This window comes from Nocardioides houyundeii (assembly GCF_002865585.1).
Taxonomy (GTDB): domain Bacteria; phylum Actinomycetota; class Actinomycetes; order Propionibacteriales; family Nocardioidaceae; genus Nocardioides; species Nocardioides houyundeii.
On the sequence record NZ_CP025581.1, the window covers coordinates 3268836 to 3289970 of the forward strand.

Sequence of the window (21135 nt, forward strand, 5' to 3'; positions counted from 1 at the left end):
GTCTTGCTACCACAGGTGAGATTCGACACCCCGCCGGGGTGCACCTCTGGGCTCAGCGCGCCAGCGCCGCCCGGAGCCTCGCCTCGTCCACCCGCCAGAAGTCGTGCTGGCGACCGTCCACGAAGGTCACCGGGACCTCCTCGTCGAACCGGGCCGCCAGGGCGGGGTCCTCGTCGACGTCGACCTCCACCCAGGTGTCGCCGGTCTCGGCACAGACCCGCGCGATGACCTGCCGGGCCTCCTCGCACAGGTGGCAGCCGGCGCGGCCGTACAGCGTGACCCGGGCGGCTGACTCGCTGGCCACCACTACTCCAGCAGCCCGAGGGCGCGGCGCCGCTCGATGCCGCGCAGCCGGCCCTTCTGGATCTTGCCGGTGGCCGTCTGCGGCAGGGTCTGCACCACCTCGATGCGGGCCGGCTGCTTGAACCGGGCCAGCTTGCGCGCCACCTGGGCGCGGACCGCGTCCTGCACCTCGCCCGGGGCTGCGTCGCCGGCCGCCACGACGTAGGCGACGACCGCCTCGCCGGTCTCCTCGTCGGAGGCTCCGATGACGGCCACCTCGGCGACCTCGGCCACGTCGCGGATCACGTCCTCCACCTCGGAGGGATAGACGTTGAACCCCGAGACGATCACCAGCTCCCGGACCCGGTCGACCAGGAACAGGTCGCCGCGGGGGTCGAGGTAGCCCACGTCCCCGGTGGACCACCAGCCCTCCGCGTCCGGACCGCCCGAGCCGTCAGGCCAGTAGCCGCTGAAGAGGTTGGCGCCGCGGATCTGGATCTCGCCCGGGTCGTCGCCCTCCAGGTGACCGGTGTGCTCGTCGACCAGCCGCAGCTCGATGCCGGGCAGCGCCGCCCCCACCGACCCGCTCTGCGGGTGGGTGCTGCACAGGGTGCTGGTCACCACCGGCGACGCCTCGGTCAGGCCGTACCCCTGGTGCACCGGCACCCCGGAGACCTCGGAGAACTTGTCCATCACCTCGGCCGACAGCGGCGCGGATCCCGACAGCACCAGGCGGACCGGTCCCAACCGGTCGCGCAGGTGCTCCATGGGCAGCCAGTAGCCGAAGACCGGCGGCGCCACCGGCACCACCGAGATCGCCTCGTCGTCGATCAGGTCCAGCACCGGCTCGGGCTCGAAGCGGTCCACCAGCACCAGCTTGGCGCGGTGCCTCAGGACCCCGCCGAGCACCGCGTTGAGGCCGTAGACGTGGAAGAGCGGGAGCACACCGAGGACCACGTCGTCGCCGTGCATCATCGACGGCTCGACCGCCGCGACCTGCTCGATGTTGGCCAGCAGCGCTCGGTGCGACAGCATCGCGGCGCGGGGCCGGCCGCTGGCGCCGCTGGTGTAGAGCAAGGTCGCCAGCTTCTCCGGGTCCTGCAGCGGCGGCACCGTCCGCGCGGGCCAGGAGACGAGGTCGGCGTACGTCGTCTCGCGCTCGCCGGCGTGCTCGCCGATCACCACCACCTGCGGGTCACGGGCCCGCTCGAGCAGCTGGTCCTCCAGCTCGCTGCCGGCCACGGGGGTGCCAGCGAGGGCGGCCCGCAGCTGCTGCACCGCCTCCCGCACGGCGCCGCTGGTGGCGGCGTCGCAGACGATCAGCCGGGACCCGGAGTCGGCGATCATCCGGAGCAGCTCGTAGGCGGTGGACCCCGGGTTCACCGGCACCGCCACCACCTGCGCGCGGAGCACCCCCAGGTAGGTGGTCACGAACTCCAGCCGGTTGCCCAGCACGATCATCACCCGGTGCCCGGCCACCAGGCCCAGCTCCCCGAGACCGGCGGCCGCGCGCCCCACCTCGTCGTCGAGCTGGGACCAGGTCAGGCTGCGGCCACCGACCTCGACCAGCGCGAGTCGGTCGGGGGACTCGGCGGCGGCGTCGGCCACGAGGGCAGCGACGTCTGTCTGGCGCGGCATGGGACCGATACTTCCACAACCGCCGGTCGGCGCGCCCTACTACTGTGAGACGCGTGACGTCTCCGGAGAAGCACCGCCGTCAGCCGGCCCGCCCCGCCGACCTGCGCCGCCGGTCCGCCCTGGCCGGGGAGGCCGCCGCCGCCTCCGCCGAGGTGGAGACGGCGCTGAGCACGCCGGCCGACCCCACCAGCGCCGCCTTCTTCGACGTCGACAACACCGTGATGCAGGGCGCCAGCATCTTCCACCTGGCGCGCGGGCTGTACCGACGCCAGTTCTTCACCACCCGGGACATCGCCGACGCGGTGTACAAGCAGGCCTACTTCCGGATCCGGGGCGTGGAGGATCCCGAGCACATCGCTCAGACCCGCAGCTCGGCCCTGAGCTTCATCGCCGGGCACACCGTGGCCGAGCTCGAGGAGCTGGGCGAGGAGATCTTCGACGAGGCGATGGCGCACCGGATCTGGCCCGGCACCCGCGCCCTGGCCCAGATGCACCTGGACCAGGGCCAGCGGGTCTGGCTGGTGACCGCCGCCCCCATCGAGATCGCCTCGATCATCGCCCGGCGCCTGGGCCTGACCGGCGCGATGGGCACCGTCGCCGAGCACGTCGACGGCGTCTACACCGGCCAGCTGGTGGGCGACCTGCTGCACGGACCCGCCAAGGCCGAGGCGATCAAGTCCCTCGCGGCCCGGGAGGGACTCGACCTCTCGCACTGCTCGGCGTACTCCGACTCCTACAACGACCTGCCCATGCTCGGCCTGGTCGGCGACCCGGTCGCCATCAACCCGGACCCCCAGCTGCGCAGCCACGCCCGGCAGCACGGCTGGCGGGTCCGCGACTACCGCACCGGGCGCAAGGCCGCCCGCATCGGCGTGCTCTCGGGGGCCGTCGCCGGCGCCCTCGCCGGCGGGGTCGCGGCCGGGGTCTCGGCCCGCCGGCGTCACCACTGAGCCGCTCCCGCACCGACACCCTTCCCAAGGCGTCCCGCTCGTCGTAGCCTGAGGCGCGTTGCATCTCTGGGGAGGGGATGGCCGGGTGTCCCGAGACAACAGGTACGACGTGGCGAGTGGCCTCCATGCGCTGCGCCTGGCCGTGCTCGCGTGCCGGCCTCCGGTGCCCCACGTGGCAGCCGCTGGCGTGGGCGGTCCCTGGCCGCTGCTCTCCGAGGCCCTCGTCCCCACCGGTGACAGCAGTCCCGTCGGCCCCGCAGGCCCTGGTGGCGCTGGTGGCCCCGGGTACGGCGACTCCTCGCTCGCCACCTCCTCCGCAGAGTCCGAGGCGGAGCGGACCAGGCTGATCGCCCTGGTCGAGCTGGCCCGTGGCGGCGACAAGGAGGCGTTCGGCCTGCTCTTCGACCACTACCACCTACGCGTGTACCGCTTCCTGCACAGCCGCACCTCCTCCACCTCGCTGGCCGAGGACCTCACCTCGGAGACCTTCTTCCGGGCCCTGCGGTCGATGAACGACTTCCGGTGGCAGGGACGCGACTTCGGTGCCTGGCTGATGACCATCGCGCGCAACCTGACCACCGACCACTACCGCGCCGGCCGGACCCGCCTCGAGGTGGCGACCGAGGACATGGGGGTCCACGACGACGCGACCGAGGGGCCGGAGCGCGAGGTGCTCGACCGGCTCACCAACGTGGCGCTCCTGGGCGCCCTTCGCGACCTCCCCGACGAGCAGCGGGACTGCCTGGTGATGCGCTTCCTCCAGGGGATGAGCATCGCCGAGACCGCGGACGTGCTCGAGCGGTCCGCCGGCGCCGTGAAGCAGCTGCAGCTGCGGGCGATCCGCAACCTCGCCAAGGCACTCCCCCCGGAGGCGCGGCAATGTTGAGGCGACGGACGTGCATAACCCCGGCCTCGGCCCAGCCGTTGTTCCCGGTGACGACCCTTCCCGACTCGGGTCTGGACGACCCTTCGGACCACCTAGGACTAGAGCGATGAGAGCGGTATTCAGGGCGGGCAGGGCCGCCGAGCGGTTCCAGTCGCTCGTGGAGTCCGGCCACGCCCAGGCCCCTGCCCAGAGCCCTGCCCAGCCCCCTGCCCAGACCGAGTCCTCCGGCTCCCACGCCGACCAGGACCGGCTGCTGGCGGTCGTCGGACAGCTGCGCGCCGTCCAGCTCCCCGATCCTCGCGCCGAGTTCGTCACCAGCCTCCGCGAGCGACTGATGGCCGAGGCCGACACCGTCCTGCTGCCGGCCCCGGCGCCGACCGCCGAGCAGCGCCCGACCCTGACCGTGGTGACACGGCCCCGTACCACCCGGGACCGCCGGGTGGCGGCGATCCTCACGGTCGCCGCGGCACTCAGCGCCACCGGCAGCCTCGCTCTCTCCGCGCAGGCCGCCCTGCCGGGCGACTCGCTCTACCCGGTCAAGCGGGTCATGGAGTCCGCGCAGGCCGGGCTGGTCCTGGGCGAGCAGGACAAGGGCGAGCTGCTGCTGGCCAAGGCGGAGCTGCGACTCGACGAGGTGGAGGACCTGCTGGCCCGCGACAGCTGGGAGAGCCGTCAGGCCACCGCGAGCGCGCTGCAGTCGTTCTCCGACCAGTCCGACGAAGCCGCCACCCTGCTGCTGGAGAACTACGCCTCCACCCAGCGCGAGGACGCGGTGGAGGCCCTGCTCGAGTTCACCGGTCGGAGCATGGCTCGCCTCGAGGCGCTCTCGGAGCTGGTGCCCGGCGAGGCTGCCGACGAGCTCGCGACCGCCGCCGACCAGCTGCTGCGCATCGATGCGCTCGCCCGGCAGGCCTGCCCCGGGTGTGCCGGCGAGGGGATCACCGAGTTCCCGGTCTTCCTCGCCGCCAGCGGACCCATGACCAGCAGCCTGTACGAGCCCGACGGGGTCACCTTCGCGGCTCCCGCACCCGCCCCGCTGGTCCGCGGCAACGGTGCAGCCGGCCGGTCCGAGGGGAACGTCCGCCTCGACGCCGCCAGGAGCGGGCCCGCCACCAGCGTCCCGAGCGCGACCGCCCAGCCCAGCAGCAGCGGTGCGCCCACGAGCTCCGGCCAGCCGACCACCGGCCCCAACCCGACCTCCCAGCCCACCGCGACCGGCTCCCCGTCACGGCCGGCCGCGCCCACCGAGAGCAGCTCCAGCGCCCCCAGCAAGACCCAGGCCCCAGGCCCGACCGTGCCGGCCACCCCGACACCCACGACCCTCGTCGACGACGTCACCACGATCCTGGTCGGCGACCCACCGACGAGCTCCGGAGCCCCGGAGTCGAGCGGCGGCCTGGTCGGCACCATCGGCGAGGTCCTGGAGACCGCCGCCACCGGGCTGCTCGGCGAGAAGGTGGGCGGCAGCCTGGGCGCCGCGGTGGACCAGCTGGGAGAGGCGGTCGGGACGATCCTCGGCAGCCTGGGGTCCAGCCCGTCCGGCAGCCAGCGGCCGTGACCAGGGCCTGGTCAGGGCCTGACAGGCCCTGAGCCGACCAGCGCCCGCGGGTCAGCCGAAGACGGAGCTGCGCTCGCGCAGCAGTTTGAACAGGGTCTGCTGGATGGTCTCGCGGACCTGGTCGGTCACCTCGAACACCAGCATCGGGTCCTCGGCCTCGAGCTCGCCGAAGGTGTCGGTGCGGATCGGCTCGCCGAACTCCATCAGCCACTTCGACGGCAGCGGAACCAGCCCGAGGGGGCCGAGCAGCGGGAAGAACGGCGTGATCGGGAGATAGGGCAGGTTGAGCAGCCGGGCCAGGGTCGTCAGGTTGCCGACGATCGGATAGATCTCCTCGGCACCCACCACCGACAGCGGCACGATGGGCACGCCCGTGCGCAGTGCCGCGGAGACGAACCCCCCGCGGCCGAAGCGCTGCAGCTTGTAGCGCTCGGAGAAGGGCTTGCCGATCCCCTTGAACCCCTCGGGCCACACTCCGACCAGCTCGCCGCCGTTGAGCATCCGCTCCGCGTCGGCCTGACAGGCCAGGGTGGCCCCCATCCGACGAGCCAGACCGGCGACGACGGGCAGTCGAAAGACCAGGTCGGCGCCCAGCGGACGGAGGTTGCGGCCGGCGTGGTCGTGCACGGCGACCATGGTCATCAGGCCGTCCACCGGGATGGTGCCGGAGTGGTTGGACACCACCAGCGCCCCGCCCTCGGCGGGAATGTTCTCGATCCCACGGACCTCGATCCGGAACCACTTCTCGGCCAGCGGCCGGACCATCGCCAGGAAGAGCCGCTCGGTGAGCTCGCGGTCGAAGCCGAAGTCGTCGACCAGGTACTCGCCCTCGAGGCGTCGGCGCAGGAAGGCCAGGAGCTCGGCCAGGCGACGCTCCCAGTCCGGCCCGAACACCTCTCGGGCGCCGGACTCGATGGCCGCCAGCCAGTCCGCCGCCGGGATGCCGTCCAGCGGTTCGCGGTCCTTGGTGGTGGCGCCGGCTCGGGGGGTGCCGGGAGTGGGCCCAGCAGTCGGCCCGTCAGTGGGCCCGTCAGTGGGCCCAGCAGTGGGCCCGTCAGCCGGCCCGGCGGTGGATGCCTCGGCCGGTTCGGCGGCGGCCCGCGGTGCCCTCGGTGCCCTCGGCTTGGCGCCCTTGGCCAGGCTGCGCGCGGCCGCGGAGGGCTTGTCGCGCCCCGTCCCCCGGCCGGGCCGTCCGCCCGTGCCGATGGGGATGATCTCCGCGTCGCTCACGCCATCCCTCCTACGGGTGCCGGACCTGGGCTGGTCCCCAACCCGAGGCTGCGTCCGAAGTCGGCGAAGGCCTCGCCGGTCGTGTACGTCGGGTAGAACCCCAGCATGTCGCGCATCCGGGTGGTGTCAACACCACGTCCGTAGGTGAGCAGGGAGAGCTGCTCGGGGGAGAACTCGGCTCGCAGCCGCGACCGGAGCACCGAGCCGACCGGGGCCACGGCGAACCCCGGCACCGGCAGCGGCAGCTTGCCGAGCCGTCGGATGGCCTGGGAGAGCATCAGCACACCGTCTCCGGCGATGTTGAAAGTGCCCTCGACGTCGTTGACGACCGAGTGGCGCAGGACGGCGTTCAGGTCCTGCTCGTGCAGGAACTGCAGCCGCGGGTCGTAGCCGAGCACCATCGGGATGGTGGGCAGCCGGAAGAACGCCGACATCGGCGACACCACGTGGGGGCCCATGACGTTGGCGCACCGCAGGGTGGTCACCCGGACGTCGGGCCGACGACGCGCGAAGCCGCGCACGTAGCCCTCGATCTCGTGCACGTCGCGGGAGTAGCCGGCCCGGGGGAGCTTCTTGGGGCCCATGTCCTCGGTGAACATCGCCGGGTCCCGGCTGCTCGCGCCGTAGACCGTGGTGGAGGACTTGACCACCAGGTGCTTCACGCTCGCCGCGCGCTGGCAGGCCGCCAGCAGCTGCATCGAGCCGATGACGTTGATCTCCTTCATCGCGTTGCGTCCACCGGAGCCGCCGGGGGTCGCGATCACGCTCATGTGGACGACGGTGTCGACGTCCTCGCGAGCGATGACCTTGGCGATGACCGGGTTGCGGATGTCGGCACGCACGAAGGAGACGTTGCCGAGGTCGCCGCGGGGCGGCACCACGTCAACGCCGATGACGCGATCGATGGAGGGGTCGGCGGCGGCAAACCGCGCGAAGCGGCGGCCGATGTCCCGGGAGATCCCGGTGACCAGCACGACCCGCCCCACGATCTAAGGCCCTACTTGCCGAGCTTGCGGCGCTGGACGCGCGTCTTCTTGAGAAGCTTGCGGTGCTTCTTCTTGGCCATGCGCTTGCGCCGCTTCTTGATGACAGAACCCACAGGGAAACCTTTCAACGTGCAACAGGTCGGTCGGACAGGCTGCCTGACCGACCGGGCAAGCCTACTGGCCCGAGCCAGGAGGAGGAGAATCGGGTGCCGCCACGTGGGCAGCACCGGCACTCCGGCTTGCGATCAGCCGGCGTTGAAGAAGCTCTTGCGCAGGTACTCGTCGACGTCGTCCTCGGTGACCCGGAAGGAACGTCCCACGCGAACGGCGGGCAGCTCCCCACTGTGGACCAGGCGATAGACCGTCATCTTGGAGACCCGCATCATCGCGGCGACTTCTGCGATGGTCAGGAACTTGACGTCCGACCTGTCCGCGGAGTTGGCCATGGCTGCACCATCCTTGCTGGCCTCACGGGCACCGGCTTCCCCACCGGTGCGCACAGGACGTGCGGCGCATGTGGTGAGAATAGGGGTTCGAGTGACCGGTGGGGAAGGGAATGACTAGTGAAACTTGTTCCTTGCGGCGTGTCGCGTTGATTTCCAACTTTTTGTCACCGGATGCGTAGTCCTCAAGCGTACGGATCGAGGCCGTGCAGAGGGAAGACCTCCATCCTGGTCGCGTGGATCGCACGGTCCAGCCAGGTCTGCGGGTCGTAGCCCTCGCGCCAGTCACGGTAGGCCGGCGTACGGCCGTCGGTCATCCGGAACGGCGCCCCGTCCCCGAGCAGCTCGATGACGTGGTCGCGCCACTCCAGGGGCGTCTCGACGTGCGGGTCGATCGGGGAGCCGCCGACGATGGCCAGCAGGTGGGTCCAGGCACGCGGCACCACCCCCGGCACCGCGTAGCCGCCCCCGCCGGTGACCACCCAGCGGCCCTGCGTCAGCTCGTGCGCCAGGTCGTGCAGCGCCAGGTACGCCGCCCGCTGGCCGTCGACGGTGAGCATCAGGTGGGTCAGCGGGTCCTCCATGTGGGAGTCGCACCCGTGCTGGGTGACCAGGAACTCCGGATCGAACTCCCGCAGCAGCGGCGGCACCACGGCGTGGAAGGCGCGTAGCCAGCCCGCGTCCGCAGTACCCGGGGGCAGTGCCACGTTGACCGCCGATCCCTCGGCCGCCTTGCCGCCGGAGTCTCCGGGGAACCCCGTGCCCGGGAAGAGCATCTGCCCCGTCTCGTGCAGCGAGATGGTGAGCACCCGCGGGTCGTTGTAGAAGATCTTCTCCACGCCGTCGCCGTGGTGCGCGTCGACGTCGACGTAGGCGATGCGCTGCGCACCCTGGTCGAGCATCCACTGGATGCCGACCGCCACGTCGTTGTAGATGCAGAAGCCGCTGGCCCGGTCCGGCATCGCGTGGTGCAGGCCGCCGACCACGCTGGCGCTGTGCAGCGACTCCCCGGTCCAGACCTGGCGGAACGCCTCGACGCTGGCGCCGACCACGTGGGCGGAGGCGTGGTGCATGTCGCGGAACACCGGGTTGTCGTCGGTCCCGAGGCCGTGGACGAGATCCACGCCTCCCGACATGCGCCCGGCCCGGGTGACCGCCTCGATCAGCGACTCCGAGTGGACCGTGGCGATCAGGTCGAGGCTGGCGACCGGCGCGGGCACCACCCGGAGGCCGCGGTCCAGGACACCGAGCTGCTCGGCCAGCCTCATCGTCAGGTCCACCCGCAACGGGGACATCGGGTGGTCGGCACCGAAGTCGTACTCCGTCAGGGTCTTGTCGAACACGACCGTGGCAGGTCCCTGGCACTCCCTCATGGGGCGCACGCTACTCCCGCCCGGCGCTGCCCTGTGCCGCAGCCGCGCCAGCGGGCAGACTGGGAACATGTCCGATCCCACGAGCCCCCGTTCCATCCAGATCTCCGGCCTGGCCCTGGCGTTCCCCCAGTCGCTGGCCGTCTACGGCACCTACGAGGAGGCCCAGCGGGCCGTGGACCACCTCGCCGACGCCCAGTTCCCGGTCGAGAACTGCATGATCGTCGGCACCGACCTCAAGCAGGTGGAGCGGATCACCGGGCGTCTGACCTGGGGCCGGGTGGCGCTGGCGGGGCCGCCTCGGGCTTGTGGCTGGGCCTGCTGGTCGGCCTGCTGCTCGGCCTGTTCGTCGAGGAGGGCGGCTGGTGGGCGATGATGGCCTCGGCCGCGCTCTTCGGCGCGGCGTTCGGCATCGTGTGGGGCCTGGCCGGCTACGCCGCGACCCGGGGCCGACGCGACTTCTCCTCGGTCCGGACGGTGGTCGCCACCCGCCACGAGGTGCTCGTGGAGCACAAGCACCGGGCCGCGGCCCAGGAGATCCTGGCCCGCACCCCGGGCCTGCTGCCCGACCCGTTCGCCGGCTGAGCGCGGCGGAGCCGGACCGCCTCAGTCCTGCGCGGCCAGCTCGCGCGAGCGGTCGCGGGCGGCCTCCATCGCCGCCAGGAACGCGGCCCGCACCTTGTGGATCTCCAGCTCGCGCAGGGCGGCGGCGGTGGTGCCCGCCGGGGAGGTGACCTGCTCGCGGAGCACCGCCGGGTGGGTGCCGGTCTCGCGCAGCATCACCGCGGAGCCGAGCACGGTCTGCACCACGAGCTCGCTCGCGGTCGCCCGGGGCAGTCCCAGGTGCACTCCCGCCTCGATCATCGACTCCACGACGTAGAAGACGTACGCCGGACCGGAGCCGGAGATCGCGGTGACCGCGTCCATCTGCTTCTCCGGGACGCGCAGCACCTTGCCGCAGGAGCCCATCAGCGCCTCGGCCTCGGCCAGGTCCGCGTCGCCGCAGTGGGATCCCGGCGAGATCGCCGCCATCCCCTCGTCCACCAGCGCGGGGGTGTTGGGCATCACCCGGACCACCGCGACGTCGGCGGGCACCCGGGCCTCGATGTAGGCGGTGGTGATCCCGGCGGCCAGCGAGACCAGCAGCTGGCCCGGGCGCAGCACCGGCGCGATCTCGGCCAGCAGCTCGCCCATGTCCTGAGGCTTGACCACCAGCGCCAGGGTGTCCGCCGCCTTGGCGGCCGCCACGTTGCCCAGCACGGTCACGCCGTACCGCTCCTCGAGCTCCGCGGCCCGCTCGGCCCGCTTCTCACCGACCAGCAGGGTGTCCACCCGGCGACCGGCGCGGACCAGTCCCGAGAGCAGGGTCTCCCCCATCACTCCGGCGCCGATGATCGCGGTCTGGTGCGTGCTGGGGAGGCTCATGACCGCCATTGTGCCCCCAACCGCTCGGCTACTTCCCGGAGATCAGCGACCTGAGGAACAGCGAGACGTTGCCGGGCCGCTCCGCGAGGCGGCGCATCAGGTAGCCGTACCACTGGGCGCCGTAGGGCACGTAGACGCGCACCGTCTCGCCGGCCTCCGCCAGCCGTCGCTGCTCGCCGGTGCGGACGCCGTAGAGCATCTGGAACTCGTAGGTCCCCTGGGTGCGGCCGTACCGGCTGGCCAGCGAGCCGCCGATCTGCACCATCCGCGGGTCGTGGGTGGCGATCATCGGGTAGCCCTGTCCCGCGAGCAGGATCTTCAGGCAGCGCACGTAGGCCTTGTCGATCTCGTGCCGGCTCTGGTGGGCGACCTGCTCGGGCTCCAGGTAGGCGCCCTTGCACAGCCGCACCCGGGAGCCCTCGTGCGCCAGCGCCCGGCAGTCCGACTCGGTGCGGTGCAGCGCCGCCTGGAGCACCGCGCCGGTCTCGGGGAAGTCCTTGCGCAGCTCGTGCAGGATCTCCAGGGTCGCGTCGGTGGTGGTGTGGTCCTCCATGTCGAGGGTCACCGTGGTGCCGGCGTTGCGGGCCGCACGGCAGATGGTGCGCGCGTGCTCGAGCGCCACCTGCTGGCCATCGCGCGGCAACGCCTGTCCCACGGCGCTCAGCTTGACGCTCACCTCGGCCTGGCGCGCCAGGCCGAGGCCGGAGAGCTGGCCCAGCAGGTCGACGTACGCCGCCACGCACGCGTCGGCCTGGGCCACGTCGCGGGTGTCCTCGCCGAGGAAGTCCAGGGTCACCGAGAGCCCGCTCCCGACCAGGGCGGCCGCGGCCTGGACCGCGTCCTGGGTGGTCTCGCCGGGCACGTAGCCCGCCACCACCGACGCGGTCGCCGGCCACGCGGTGACGGCCTTCTTGATCTGCTCGGAGCGGGAGAGCACCAAGATGGGCTGACGCAGCAAGGACATGGGCGCCACGTTACGGGGTACGTCGACGCAGCGTGGCGGCTCCGAGGCCCAACACGCCCAGGGCGAACGCGACGACCACCGCCACGTTGCGCCAGACCTCGCCGGTCTCCTCGGTGGCCACGAGCTGCTGCATCGCGTCCACGGCGTAGGACAGGGGAAGCACGTTGCTGATGGCCTCCAGCACCGCGGGCATCTGCTCGCGCGGCACCAGCAGGCCGCAGAGCAGGATCTGGGGCACCACCACCGCGGGCATGAACTGGACCGCCTGGAACTCCGTCTGGGCGAACGCGCTCACGCACAGGCCCAGCGCGGTGCCGAGGATCGCGTCGACGACCGCCACCAGCGCCAGCAGCCAGATCGGTCCCTGCACCTCGAGACCCAGCACGCCCACGCTCAGGCCCACCGCAAGCACCGACTGCAGCGCGGCCAGCAGCCCGAACGCCAACGCGTAGCCGAGCAGGAAGTCCAGCCGCCCCATCGGCATCGCCAGCAGTCGCTCCAGGGTGCCGCTCGAGCGCTCCCGCAGCGTCGTCACGCTGGTCACCAGGAACATCACGAAGAAGGGGAAGATCGCGAGCAGAGCCGGCCCGATCTGGTCGAATACGTCGCCCCGCACGTCGTCGTAGACCCACCACAGCACGGTCATCAACAAGCCCGGCAGGAGCAGCAGCATCGCTGCGGTCCGGCGGTCGCGACGCACCTGGACGAGCACCCGGGAGGCGACCGCGAGGGTGATCCGGGGGCTCATCGCGGCTGCTCCACCAGGTGCAGGAAGGCCCGCTCCATGTCCGGGGCGCCGGTGCGGCGCAGAATCTCGGCCGGCGAGGCGTCAGCGATGATGCGCCCCTCGCGCATCAGCAGCAGCCGGTCGCAGCGCGTCGCCTCGTCCATCACGTGGCTGGAGACCATGAGCGTCGCACCGTCCGAGGCGATGGAGTGGAACAGGTCCCAGAGCCGCTCGCGGAGCACCGGGTCCAGGCCGACGGTCGGCTCGTCGAGCACCAGCAGGTCCGGGCGGCCCAGCAGCGCCGTCGCCAGGCTCACCCGCGAGCGCTGGCCCCCGCTGAGCCGGCCGACCACCTGCTCGAGCTGTTCGGAGAGGTCCACCTGGGCGACCACCCGTGCCACGTCCTCCTCGCCTCGCCCCAGGACCGCGGCGAAGAAGCGCAGGTTCTCGCGCACGTCGAGGTCGTCGTAGACGCTGGCGGCCTGGGTGACGTAGCCGGTCCGGCTGCGCAGCCCCGGCGTCCCCACCTCCTCCCCCAGCACCCGGACGCTGCCGGCGGCCATGCGCTGCACCCCGACCAGGGAGCGCATCAGGGTCGTCTTGCCCGAGCCGGAGGGGCCCAGGAGGCCGGTGATGCCGGTGCCGATCGACAGGTCGAGCCCGTCCAGGACCGTCCGACCGCCCCGCACCACGGTGAGCCCGGAGACCTCCACGGTGGGGTGCACGGGTTCACCTCTCGGCTAACGGGCCTTGATGCTCAGGTGCTCGCGGGCGAACGACAGCGACTCCACGAGGTCCGCGAGCCGGTCCTCTCGAGTGTCGCAGCGCCGGGTGTTGATCTCAAGCACCACGTGGCCGCGGAACGCGGAGCCGGCCAGGTGCTCCAGGAACGCACCGGCGCCCATCGCGCCCCGGCCGGGCACCAGGTGCTCGTCCTTGGCGCTGCCGCTGCCGTCGGTCAGGTGCACGTGCCGCAGCCGGTCCCCCATCCTGTCCGCCATCTCGATCACGTCGGAGCGAGCGATCGCGGCGTGCGAGAGGTCGATGGTGGTGTTGGCGTAGCTGCCCAGGGAGGGGTCCCAGTGGGGCAGGTACATCTCCATCCCCTTCGGGGCGCGGCGCCGGGACGAGGCCCGCCAGGGATACATGTTCTCCACCGCGAAGGCGATGCCGGTGGAGGCCTCCAGGGCCGCGATGCCGTCCTCGAACCCCGCGGCGTACTCCCGCTGCCAGCGGAACGGCGGGTGCACCACCACCACGTCGGCGCCGAGCGCCTGGGCCATCGCGGCCGAGCGCTCCAGCTTGCCCCAGGGCTCGGTGCCCCAGACCCGCTGGGTCCACAGCAGGCACGGTGCGTGCACCGAGCAGACCGGCATCTGGTGGTGCTCGGAGAGCTGACGCAGCGCGGCGGTCTGCTGGGACAGGGCGTCCATCCCCACCATCACCTCGACGGCGTCGTACCCCACGCTCGCGGCGTACGCGAAGCCGTGTGCGGTGGACTCGGGATAGACCGAGGCCGTGGACAGGCCGATCTGGGTGTGTGAGGTCATCTCGTCCTCCATGGTCCCTCGCCGTGCCTAGCCCAGTACCGACATCTGGTCGAACCGCTCCAGGATGACGCCCTCGCGCAGCGCCCAGGGACAGATCTCGAGCTCGGCGAGACCGAAGATGTCCATCACCGCCTCGGCGACCAGGGCTCCCGGCACGATCTGGTGGCTGCGGCTCGGGGAGACCCCCGGCAGCCCGGTGAGCTCCTCGGGCGACATGGCGGTGAGCTTGGGCAGCCAGCCCGTCAGGTCCTCCGCGCGCAGCACCCGCGGCACCAGGTGCCCCTCGGCCGAGGGCGCCGCTCCGCAGATCCGGGCCAGGGACCGGAACGTCTTGGACGTGGCGGCCGCCCGGTGCGGTACGCCACCGCGGCGCAGGGTGCCGGCGTCGCGGGCGATCTCGGTGCGGATCCGACGTCGCAGTGCGCGCAGCTCGTCGTCGTCCGGCGCCTGGGCCGGGAACCAGTCCCGGGCCAGCCGGGCCGCCCCCAGCGGGAGCGACCAGGCCACGTCCGGTGCCTCGTCGGCGCCGGCCGCGATCTCCAGGGAGCCGCCGCCGATGTCGAACACGGCCAGCCGGCCGGCGGACCAGCCGAACCAGCGGCGTACGGCCAGGAACGTCAGCCGTGCCTCGTCCTCCCCCGACAGGACCTCGATGGTGGTGCCGGTGCGCTCCGCGACGTGGTGCAGCACGTCCTCGGAGTTCGTGGCGTCGCGGACCGCGGAGGTGGCGAAGGCGAGCATCTCCTCGCAGCCCTTCTCCTCGGCCACCACCATGGCCTGCGCGGTGAACTCGGTCAGCGCGTCCACCCCGGCCTGCCCGACGGCGCCGGCGGCGTCGAGGTGCTCGGCCAGTCGCAGCGGCTCCTTGTAGGAGAACGCCGGAAGCGGTGCCGCGCCTGCGTGGGCGTCGACCACGAGCAGGTGACCCGTGTTGGAGCCGATGTCGAGGACTCCGAGGCGCATGGCCCCCAACGTACCGGGCACGGAGCGCCCTGCCGGGCACTCACTAGAATTGTCCACGTGCCCGAAGTCGACCTGGTCTTTCCCCGAGCGTTCGTCGAGTTCGCCGACCCGGGTGATGAGGACCAGGTCTTCCGCTGCGACCTGACGTGGCTCACCTCCTCCTACATGTGCATCTTCGGACAGGGCTGCGCGGGCATCTACGCCGACTCCCCCGACACCGGCTGCTGCACCTTGGGCGCCCACTTCTCCGACGCCGACGACGAGCAGCGGGTGGCCGGCTTCGTCGCCCAGCTCACCCCCGAGCAGTGGCAGTTCCACCCCGGCCGCGAGGTCAGCGCCGAGGACTGGGTCGAGCTCGACGCCGACGGGGAGCGCAAGACCCTGACCATCGAGGTGGACGGCCAGTCCGCGTGCGTGTTCCACAACCGGGTCGACTTCCGGCCGCCGGGCGCCGCTGCCGGCCAGGGCGGCGCGGGCTGCGCGCTGCACGGGCTGGCCCTGCAGACCGGACGCAACCCGCTGGAGACCAAGCCCGACGTCTGCTGGCAGCTGCCGATCCGGCGCACCTACCGCACCGTCGAGCAGCAGGACGGCACCTCGTACACCGAGGTCTCCATCGGGGAGTACGACCGTCGCGGCTGGGGGCCGGGTGGCCACGACCTGGACTGGTACTGCTCGGGCAACACCGAGGCCCACGTGGCCCCGGAGCCGCTCTTCGTCACCAACGCACCCGAGCTCACCGAGCTGATGGGCGAAGCCGGGTACGCCGAGCTGGTGCGGCACTGCGAGGCCCACCTGCGCTCGCGCTCGCAGCTCGCGATCCACCCCGCCGACCCGCACTGAACGCCCTTATCACGAGCCCCGCGAGAACCTCGACGTCAAGAGACCCGACCCCCGCTGCAAGCCGCCACGAGGGGGGTGGCAAGAATGCTTGACATGCGCTTGGACCACATCTCCTACGCCGCCGGTCCCGATGGACTGGCAAGCACGGCCGCGCGCATCGGGGGACTGCTCGGACGCGAGTTCACCGATGGCGGCGTGCACCCGCGGTTCGGCACCCGCAACATGATCCTGCCCCTGGCAGACGACACCTACGTCGAGGTGGTCGAGGTGCTCGACCACCCGGCCTCGGACAAGGCACCGTTCGGCCAGGCCGTGCGTGCCCGCTCGGCACTGGGCGGCGGCTGGCTCGGGTGGTGCGTGGCGGTCGACGACCTGGCGAGCATCGAGCAGCGACTCGGTCGCGAGGCGGTCCTGGGCAACCGGCACCGCCCCGACGGCACCGAGCTGCGCTGGCGGCAGATCGGCATCAACGGGCTGATCACCGACCCGCAGCTGCCGTTCTTCATCAAGTGGGAGTCGCCCGCGGAGCTGCACCCCAGCCGCGGCGGCGACGGCAAGATCTCGATGTCCACCGTCGAGCTCGCCGGCGACCCGCAGCGGGTGAGCGAATGGCTGGGGGCCTCGCTGGAGACCCCCGACAAGCTGTACGTCGAGTGGGTGGCGCCGCACGGCACGCCCGGCCTGCAAGCGGTGCAGTTCCAGACCCCCAACGGGCTGGTCCGGATCTGATCCCGGCGCCGCCCGGGGCGGTGCCGAGCCCCAACATCTGGCAGCACCCGGAGACCTACGAGCTGGAGAACCGCGCTCTGGACCCCGACGAGCTCCTGGAGTCGGCGATGGCGGCGGTCGCGCCCTGGCGCGGCCGGACGTTCCTCGACGTGGGCTGCGGGACGGGCTTCCACCTGCCGCGCTGGGCCGAGGAGGCCGAGCGGGTGATCGGGGTGGAGCCGATGCCGGCCCTGGCCGCCCTGGCCGGTCGGCGTACCCGACGGCTGGCGGGCGTGGAGGTGCGCCAGGGCACCGCGCAGGCGCTGCCGCTGCCCGAGGCCAGCGTCGACGTGGCCCAGGCCCGACTGGCCTACTTCTTCGGTCCCGGGTGCGAGCCCGGGCTCGACGAGCTGTCCCGCGTGGTACGCCGCGGGGGCACGGCGTTCGTGATCGACAACGACCCCACCCGATCCACCTTCGGGCACTGGTTCCGCCGGGGCTATCCCCGCGTCGACCCGGTCGCGGTGGAGCGCTTCTGGTCCACCCGCGGCTGGCAGCGGGTGCCGGTCGAGACCCGGCTGGCCTTCGACTCCCCTGCCGACCTCGAGGCCGTGGTGCGCATCGAGCTGGACCGGCAGACCGCCGATGCCGTGCTCGCCGAGCACTGGGCCGGCGGCGGTGGCACCGAGGTCGACTACGCGCTCAACCTGTGGTGGCGCCGCTTCTAGCCATCGCCGGGCCGGTCGCCGGGCCGGTCGCCGGGCCGGTCGCCGGGCCGGTCGCCGGGCCGGTCGCCGGGCCGGTCGCCGGGCCGGTCGCCGTGTCAGGCTCCGGTGCTCGAACCGCGGACGCTCAGGGTGGGGGTCAGCAGCACTCCGGGCATCGCCAGCGGCGGCGTGGCCAGCAGCCCCTGCAGGGCCCGGACCACCTCCACCGCCACCTGCTCCAGCGGCTGCCGCACCGAGGTCAGTCCCGGCGGCACCACCTGGGCGACCTGGGAGTCGTCGAAGCCGACCACGGCCAGGTCACGCCCGGCCACCATGCCCCGGTCGAACAACGTCTGGAGCACGCCCAGGGCGAGGGTGTCCGAGGCGCAGACGAAGGCGGTGGGGTGCGCTTCGTCGATCAGCACCGCGGCGGCCTCCCGCCCACTGGCCACCGTGTCCTCGACCCGGGAGGCGAGACCGGAGGTGGGCAGCCCGCGGGCGTGCATCGCCCGGGACCAGCCCGAGCGCCGGTCCTCGCCGATGAAGGAGTCCTTGCGCCAGCCGATCCACGCGACCCGGGTGTGCCCCTGGTCGAGCAGGTGGTCGCAGGCCAGCGCCGCGCCGGCGGCACCGTCGACGTCGACCCACGCGTGGCTGGCGTGCGGGTCCTCCCAGGGCCGGCCGAAGGCGACGAACGGGGCGCGTTGCTGGGTGAGCCACGCGGCCTGCGGGGCTCCGAGGTAGGTGTCGGTGACGATGAAGGCGTCCACCGCGGTGGAGCGCAGCAAGTGGTCGTAGGCCGACAGCGGCTCGGTGTCGTCGTCGGCGAAGAGCAGCACGTGGTACCCCACCTGGGCGGTCGCGGCGACCAGGGAGTGCACGAACCGGTCCATCAGCGCGTTGGCCGTGCCCTCCTGGGCGGGGGTGAACCGCAGGCCCACCAGGTGCGAGGCCCTGGTGCGCAGGCTGCGCGCCGCCCGGTTGGGCGAGTAGCCCAGCTCCGCGATGGCCTGCTGCACCCGGACCAGGGTGTCGGTGCGCAGCAGAGCGGGGTTGTTGACCGCGTTGGAGACCGTCTGCCGCGAGACGCCGGCACGCTCGGCGACGTCGGCCAGCGTCGGCGGATTCACCGGCAGGCTGGGGAAGGTCAGCGGCCCCTGGGCACCACGGTCCGACACGTCACTCCTCTGGATCGTTCCAAGCCACGTCAGCATAGGCGCTGGCCGCTCGGGCGGACCCGCTCGCGACCCCCGGCCACGTTTTGCGCACTCTGCTCGGCCGGGCGCCACGGGACTGTCGAGAGGGCTGTCGGTGGGGTGGCCTACGTTTGCGGCCATGAGCAAACAGGCCCGTTCCCGTCCCGCCTACCGCTGCTCCGAGTGCGGGTGGGAGACGGCCAAGTGGGTCGGCCGGTGCGGGGAGTGCCAGGCCTGGGGCTCGGTGGCCGAGGCCGCCGCCCCCACCATGCGCACCGCCTCGGCCCCGGTGACCACGCCGGCGGTGCCGATCGGCCAGGTCTCGGTGGCGGAGTCGGCGTTCCGCTCCAGCGGGGTCCCCGAGCTGGACCGGGTGCTGGGCGGTGGCCTGGTGCCCGGGGCAGCGATCCTGCTGGCCGGCGAGCCCGGGGTCGGCAAGAGCACCCTGCTGCTCGAGGTGGCCGCCCAGACCGCGCGCTACAAGCACCGCACGCTCTACATCACCGGTGAGGAGTCCGCCTCCCAGGTGCGGCTGCGGGCCGACCGGACCAGCGCCGTGCACGACGAGCTCTACCTGGCCGCGGAGACCGACCTCGGCGCGGTGCTGACCCACATCGAGCAGGTGCGCCCGACCCTGGTGGTGGTCGACTCCATCCAGACCATCGGGGCCTCCGGCATCGAGGGCGTCCCCGGCGGCGTCACCCAGGTCAAGGAGGTCGCGGCCGCGCTGATCCGGGTGGCCAAGACGCGGAACATCACGATGGTGCTGATCGGTCACGTCACCAAGGACGGCTCGATCGCCGGTCCCCGGGTGCTCGAGCACGTGGTGGACGTCGTCCTGCACTTCGAGGGTGACCGCAACTCCCGCTTCCGGATGGTGCGGGCGATGAAGAACCGGTTCGGCCCGGTCGACGAGGTCGGCTGCTTCGACCTGTCCGCCGAGGGCATCAAGGCGGTCTCGGACCCCACCGGCCTGTTCGTGGAGCACCACAGCAAGCAGGTGCCCGGCACCTGCGTCGCGGTGACCATGGAGGGCCGGCGCCCGCTGCTGGCAGAGGTCCAGGCGCTGGTCACCCCCACGGCGGCGGAACGGCCCAGGCGCACCGTCTCGGGCGTGGACTCCTCCCGGGTCTCGATGGTGCTGGCCGTGCTCCAGCAGCACTGCGGCATCCGGCTGCACAACCACGACGTCTTCGTCTCAACCGTGGGCGGCGCCCGGCTCACCGAGCCCGCCAGCGACCTGGCCATCGCCGTCGCGGTGGCGGGCGCCACCTTCGGCATCCCGGCCCCGCTCGGGGTGGTGGCGATGGGCGAGATCGGCCTGGCCGGCGAGCTGCGGCGGGTCCGCGACCTGCCTCAGCGGCTCGCGGAGGCAGCCCGCCTGGGGTTCAAGGTCGCGGTGGTGCCGAGCGAGCGGACCAAGCCCTCGGGCCCCCGGTCGCCGGAGTCCTGGACCATCGACGGCATGCAGGTCCTCGACGTGGGCGACGTCGCCTCAGCACTGGCGCTGCTGCGCCTCACGAACAGCAGGCACGGCTCACTGCGTCCCCTAGACTGACGCACGACACCCCCTGTGACGGGGGTGTTGTCATGGGGAATCGCTGATGGAGGAACGTCATGGTGGGCATCGAGCGCAGTGACGAGAGCCTGCGTCTGCGCGCAACCCTGGCCTCCATCGCCCCGGGGACGATCCTGCGCGACGGCCTGGAGCGCATCCTGCGGGGCCGCACCGGGGCACTGATCGTGGTCGGCCACGACAAGCTGGTGGACTCCATCTCCAGCGGCGGCTTCACCCTGGACGTCCCGTTCACCGCCACCGGGCTCCGTGAGCTGGCGAAGATGGACGGCGCCATCATCATCGACAACCACATCTCGCGCATCCACCGCGCCGCGGTGCACCTGATGCCCGACGCCACCATCCACTCCGACGAGACCGGCACCCGGCACCGCACCGCCGACCGGGTGGCACGCCAGACCCGCTTCCCGGTGATCTCGGTGTCGCAGTCGATGCAGATCATCGCCGTGTACGTCGGCGAGACCCGCTACGTGCTGGAGGACTCGGGCCAGATCCTCTCCCGCGCCAACCAGGCGCTGGCGACGCTGGAGCGCTACAAGCTGCGCCTGGACGAGGTCTCCTCCACGCTGTCGGCGCTGGAGATCGAGGACCTCGTCACCGTCCGGGACGTCGCGGTGGTGGCCCAGCGGCTGGAGATGGTCACCCGCATCGCCCGCGAGATCGAGGACTACGTCCTGGAGCTCGGCACCGACGGCCGGCTGCTCTCGCTGCAGCTGGAGGAGCTGGTCACCGGGGTCGACGCCGACCGCGAGCTGGTCATCCGCGACTACCTGCCGCCGGGCAAGAACGCCAAGACCCCGGCCGAGCTGCTCACCGAGCTCGAGCTGCTCTCCCCCACCGAGCTGGTGGACCCCGCCTCGGTCGCCAAGGCGCTCGGGATGACCGCCGGCGACCACCTCGACGGGGCGGTCGCTCCTCGTGGCTACCGGCTGCTCGCCAAGGTGCCGCGCCTGCCCAGCCCGGTGGTCGACCGGCTGGTGGAGCACTTCGGCGGGCTCCAGCAGCTGCTCTCCGCGGGGATCGACGACCTGCAGGCCGTCGACGGCGTCGGCGAGCTGCGGGCCCGCAGCGTCCGTGAGGGGCTCTCCCGGCTCGCGGAGTCGAGCATCCTGGAGCGCTACGTCTGACCCCGG

24 protein-coding genes are annotated in these 21135 nt (G+C 72.4%); 10 read left to right on the forward strand and 14 right to left on the reverse strand.

The features are described from left to right. Positions 1-52 precede the first annotated feature (52 nt). Together C0R66_RS15720 and C0R66_RS15725 are read right to left on the reverse strand one after the other, a co-directional pair. Entirely contained in the window at positions 53-304 is a 252-nt protein-coding gene (locus tag C0R66_RS15720) for a glutaredoxin family protein (protein WP_114424472.1), read from the reverse strand. 2 nt (positions 305-306) lie between these two features. Next, complete coding sequence (locus tag C0R66_RS15725) at positions 307-1920, reverse strand: class I adenylate-forming enzyme family protein (protein WP_101525502.1); 1614 nt, start codon at positions 1918-1920, stop codon at positions 307-309. 53 nt (positions 1921-1973) lie between these two features. On the opposite strand from C0R66_RS15725, the gene C0R66_RS15730 reads away from it, so the two are divergent. The 3 genes from C0R66_RS15730 (at position 1974) to C0R66_RS15740 (ending at position 5314) form a co-directional block, all read left to right on the forward strand. Then, complete coding sequence (locus C0R66_RS15730) at positions 1974-2870, forward strand: HAD family hydrolase (protein ID WP_199286709.1); 897 nt, start codon at positions 1974-1976, stop codon at positions 2868-2870. A gap of 85 nt (positions 2871-2955) precedes the next feature. Continuing rightward, entirely contained in the window at positions 2956-3756 is an 801-nt protein-coding gene (locus tag C0R66_RS15735) for a sigma-70 family RNA polymerase sigma factor (protein WP_101525504.1), read from the forward strand. A gap of 106 nt (positions 3757-3862) precedes the next feature. After that, complete coding sequence (locus C0R66_RS15740) at positions 3863-5314, forward strand: DUF5667 domain-containing protein (RefSeq protein ID WP_101525505.1); 1452 nt, start codon at positions 3863-3865, stop codon at positions 5312-5314. A gap of 51 nt (positions 5315-5365) precedes the next feature. Here C0R66_RS15740 and C0R66_RS15745 read toward each other — a convergent pair whose 3' ends face one another. From C0R66_RS15745 to C0R66_RS15765, 5 genes are all read right to left on the reverse strand, one after another. Further along, positions 5366-6544, reverse strand: a complete 1179-nt coding sequence (locus C0R66_RS15745; protein ID WP_101525506.1) for a 1-acyl-sn-glycerol-3-phosphate acyltransferase — start codon at positions 6542-6544, stop codon at positions 5366-5368. Further along, positions 6541-7530, reverse strand: a complete 990-nt coding sequence (locus C0R66_RS15750; RefSeq protein ID WP_101525507.1) for an NAD-dependent epimerase/dehydratase family protein — start codon at positions 7528-7530, stop codon at positions 6541-6543. The genes C0R66_RS15745 and C0R66_RS15750 overlap by 4 nt, the downstream gene beginning before the upstream one ends. A gap of 11 nt (positions 7531-7541) precedes the next feature. Next, positions 7542-7643 carry a 30S ribosomal protein bS22 gene (locus tag C0R66_RS15755; RefSeq protein ID WP_008356322.1) on the reverse strand — a complete coding sequence of 34 codons (102 nt, stop codon included), beginning with the start codon at positions 7641-7643 and terminating at the stop codon, positions 7542-7544. 132 nt (positions 7644-7775) lie between these two features. Next, on the reverse strand, positions 7776-7976 hold the full coding sequence (locus C0R66_RS15760; RefSeq protein WP_101525508.1) for a helix-turn-helix domain-containing protein: 201 nt from the start codon (positions 7974-7976) through the stop codon (positions 7776-7778). Positions 7977-8158: 182 nt separating this feature from the next. Further along, positions 8159-9346, reverse strand: a complete 1188-nt coding sequence (locus tag C0R66_RS15765) for an acetoin utilization protein AcuC (protein WP_101525509.1) — start codon at positions 9344-9346, stop codon at positions 8159-8161. Between the two features lie 67 nt (positions 9347-9413). On the opposite strand from C0R66_RS15765, the gene C0R66_RS20195 reads away from it, so the two are divergent. Together C0R66_RS20195 and C0R66_RS20200 are read left to right on the forward strand one after the other, a co-directional pair. Then, positions 9414-9719, forward strand: coding sequence for a YflT domain-containing protein (locus C0R66_RS20195; protein WP_338418198.1), 306 nt, complete (start codon positions 9414-9416; stop codon positions 9717-9719). Then, on the forward strand, positions 9716-9928 hold the full coding sequence (locus C0R66_RS20200) for a hypothetical protein (protein WP_338418199.1): 213 nt from the start codon (positions 9716-9718) through the stop codon (positions 9926-9928). The genes C0R66_RS20195 and C0R66_RS20200 overlap by 4 nt, the downstream gene beginning before the upstream one ends. A 21-nt stretch (positions 9929-9949) precedes the next feature. Here C0R66_RS20200 and proC read toward each other — a convergent pair whose 3' ends face one another. The 6 genes from proC to C0R66_RS15800 are packed head-to-tail and all read right to left on the reverse strand — an operon-like array spanning position 9950 to position 14972. After that, on the reverse strand, positions 9950-10768 hold the full coding sequence (gene proC, locus C0R66_RS15775) for a pyrroline-5-carboxylate reductase (protein WP_101526305.1): 819 nt from the start codon (positions 10766-10768) through the stop codon (positions 9950-9952). Between the two features lie 28 nt (positions 10769-10796). After that, complete coding sequence (locus C0R66_RS15780; RefSeq protein ID WP_240311840.1) at positions 10797-11732, reverse strand: proline dehydrogenase family protein; 936 nt, start codon at positions 11730-11732, stop codon at positions 10797-10799. A 10-nt stretch (positions 11733-11742) separates the two neighbouring features. After that, positions 11743-12480, reverse strand: a complete 738-nt coding sequence (locus C0R66_RS15785; RefSeq protein ID WP_101525510.1) for an ABC transporter permease — start codon at positions 12478-12480, stop codon at positions 11743-11745. Beyond that, positions 12477-13184: an ABC transporter ATP-binding protein gene (locus C0R66_RS15790; RefSeq protein ID WP_101525511.1), complete on the reverse strand. Its 708-nt coding sequence runs from the start codon at positions 13182-13184 to the stop codon at positions 12477-12479. Before C0R66_RS15790 ends, C0R66_RS15785 begins: the two co-directional genes overlap by 4 nt. Positions 13185-13199: 15 nt before the next feature. Next, complete coding sequence (locus tag C0R66_RS15795) at positions 13200-14009, reverse strand: sugar phosphate isomerase/epimerase family protein (protein ID WP_101526307.1); 810 nt, start codon at positions 14007-14009, stop codon at positions 13200-13202. Positions 14010-14036: 27 nt separating this feature from the next. After that, entirely contained in the window at positions 14037-14972 is a 936-nt protein-coding gene (locus C0R66_RS15800; protein ID WP_101526308.1) for a Ppx/GppA family phosphatase, read from the reverse strand. Between the two features lie 57 nt (positions 14973-15029). Here C0R66_RS15800 and C0R66_RS15805 point away from each other — a divergent pair, with 57 nt between their 5' ends. The 3 genes from C0R66_RS15805 (at position 15030) to C0R66_RS15815 (ending at position 17251) form a co-directional block, all read left to right on the forward strand. Further along, positions 15030-15815, forward strand: a complete 786-nt coding sequence (locus C0R66_RS15805; RefSeq protein ID WP_101525512.1) for a DUF3109 family protein — start codon at positions 15030-15032, stop codon at positions 15813-15815. 93 nt (positions 15816-15908) lie between these two features. Beyond that, positions 15909-16544 (forward strand): VOC family protein, encoded by a 636-nt coding sequence (locus tag C0R66_RS15810; protein ID WP_101525513.1) that lies wholly within the window; start codon positions 15909-15911, stop codon positions 16542-16544. 20 nt (positions 16545-16564) lie between these two features. Further along, positions 16565-17251: a class I SAM-dependent methyltransferase gene (locus C0R66_RS15815; RefSeq protein WP_199286974.1), complete on the forward strand. Its 687-nt coding sequence runs from the start codon at positions 16565-16567 to the stop codon at positions 17249-17251. A 95-nt stretch (positions 17252-17346) separates the two neighbouring features. Here C0R66_RS15815 and C0R66_RS15820 read toward each other — a convergent pair whose 3' ends face one another. Continuing rightward, on the reverse strand, positions 17347-18408 hold the full coding sequence (locus C0R66_RS15820; protein ID WP_240311839.1) for a LacI family DNA-binding transcriptional regulator: 1062 nt from the start codon (positions 18406-18408) through the stop codon (positions 17347-17349). 157 nt (positions 18409-18565) lie between these two features. On the opposite strand from C0R66_RS15820, the gene radA reads away from it, so the two are divergent. Together radA and disA are read left to right on the forward strand one after the other, a co-directional pair. Then, positions 18566-19984: a DNA repair protein RadA gene (radA, locus tag C0R66_RS15825; RefSeq protein ID WP_101525514.1), complete on the forward strand. Its 1419-nt coding sequence runs from the start codon at positions 18566-18568 to the stop codon at positions 19982-19984. A 59-nt stretch (positions 19985-20043) separates the two neighbouring features. After that, positions 20044-21129 (forward strand): DNA integrity scanning diadenylate cyclase DisA, encoded by a 1086-nt coding sequence (disA, locus tag C0R66_RS15830; RefSeq protein WP_101525515.1) that lies wholly within the window; start codon positions 20044-20046, stop codon positions 21127-21129. The last annotated feature ends 6 nt before the right edge of the window (positions 21130-21135 follow it).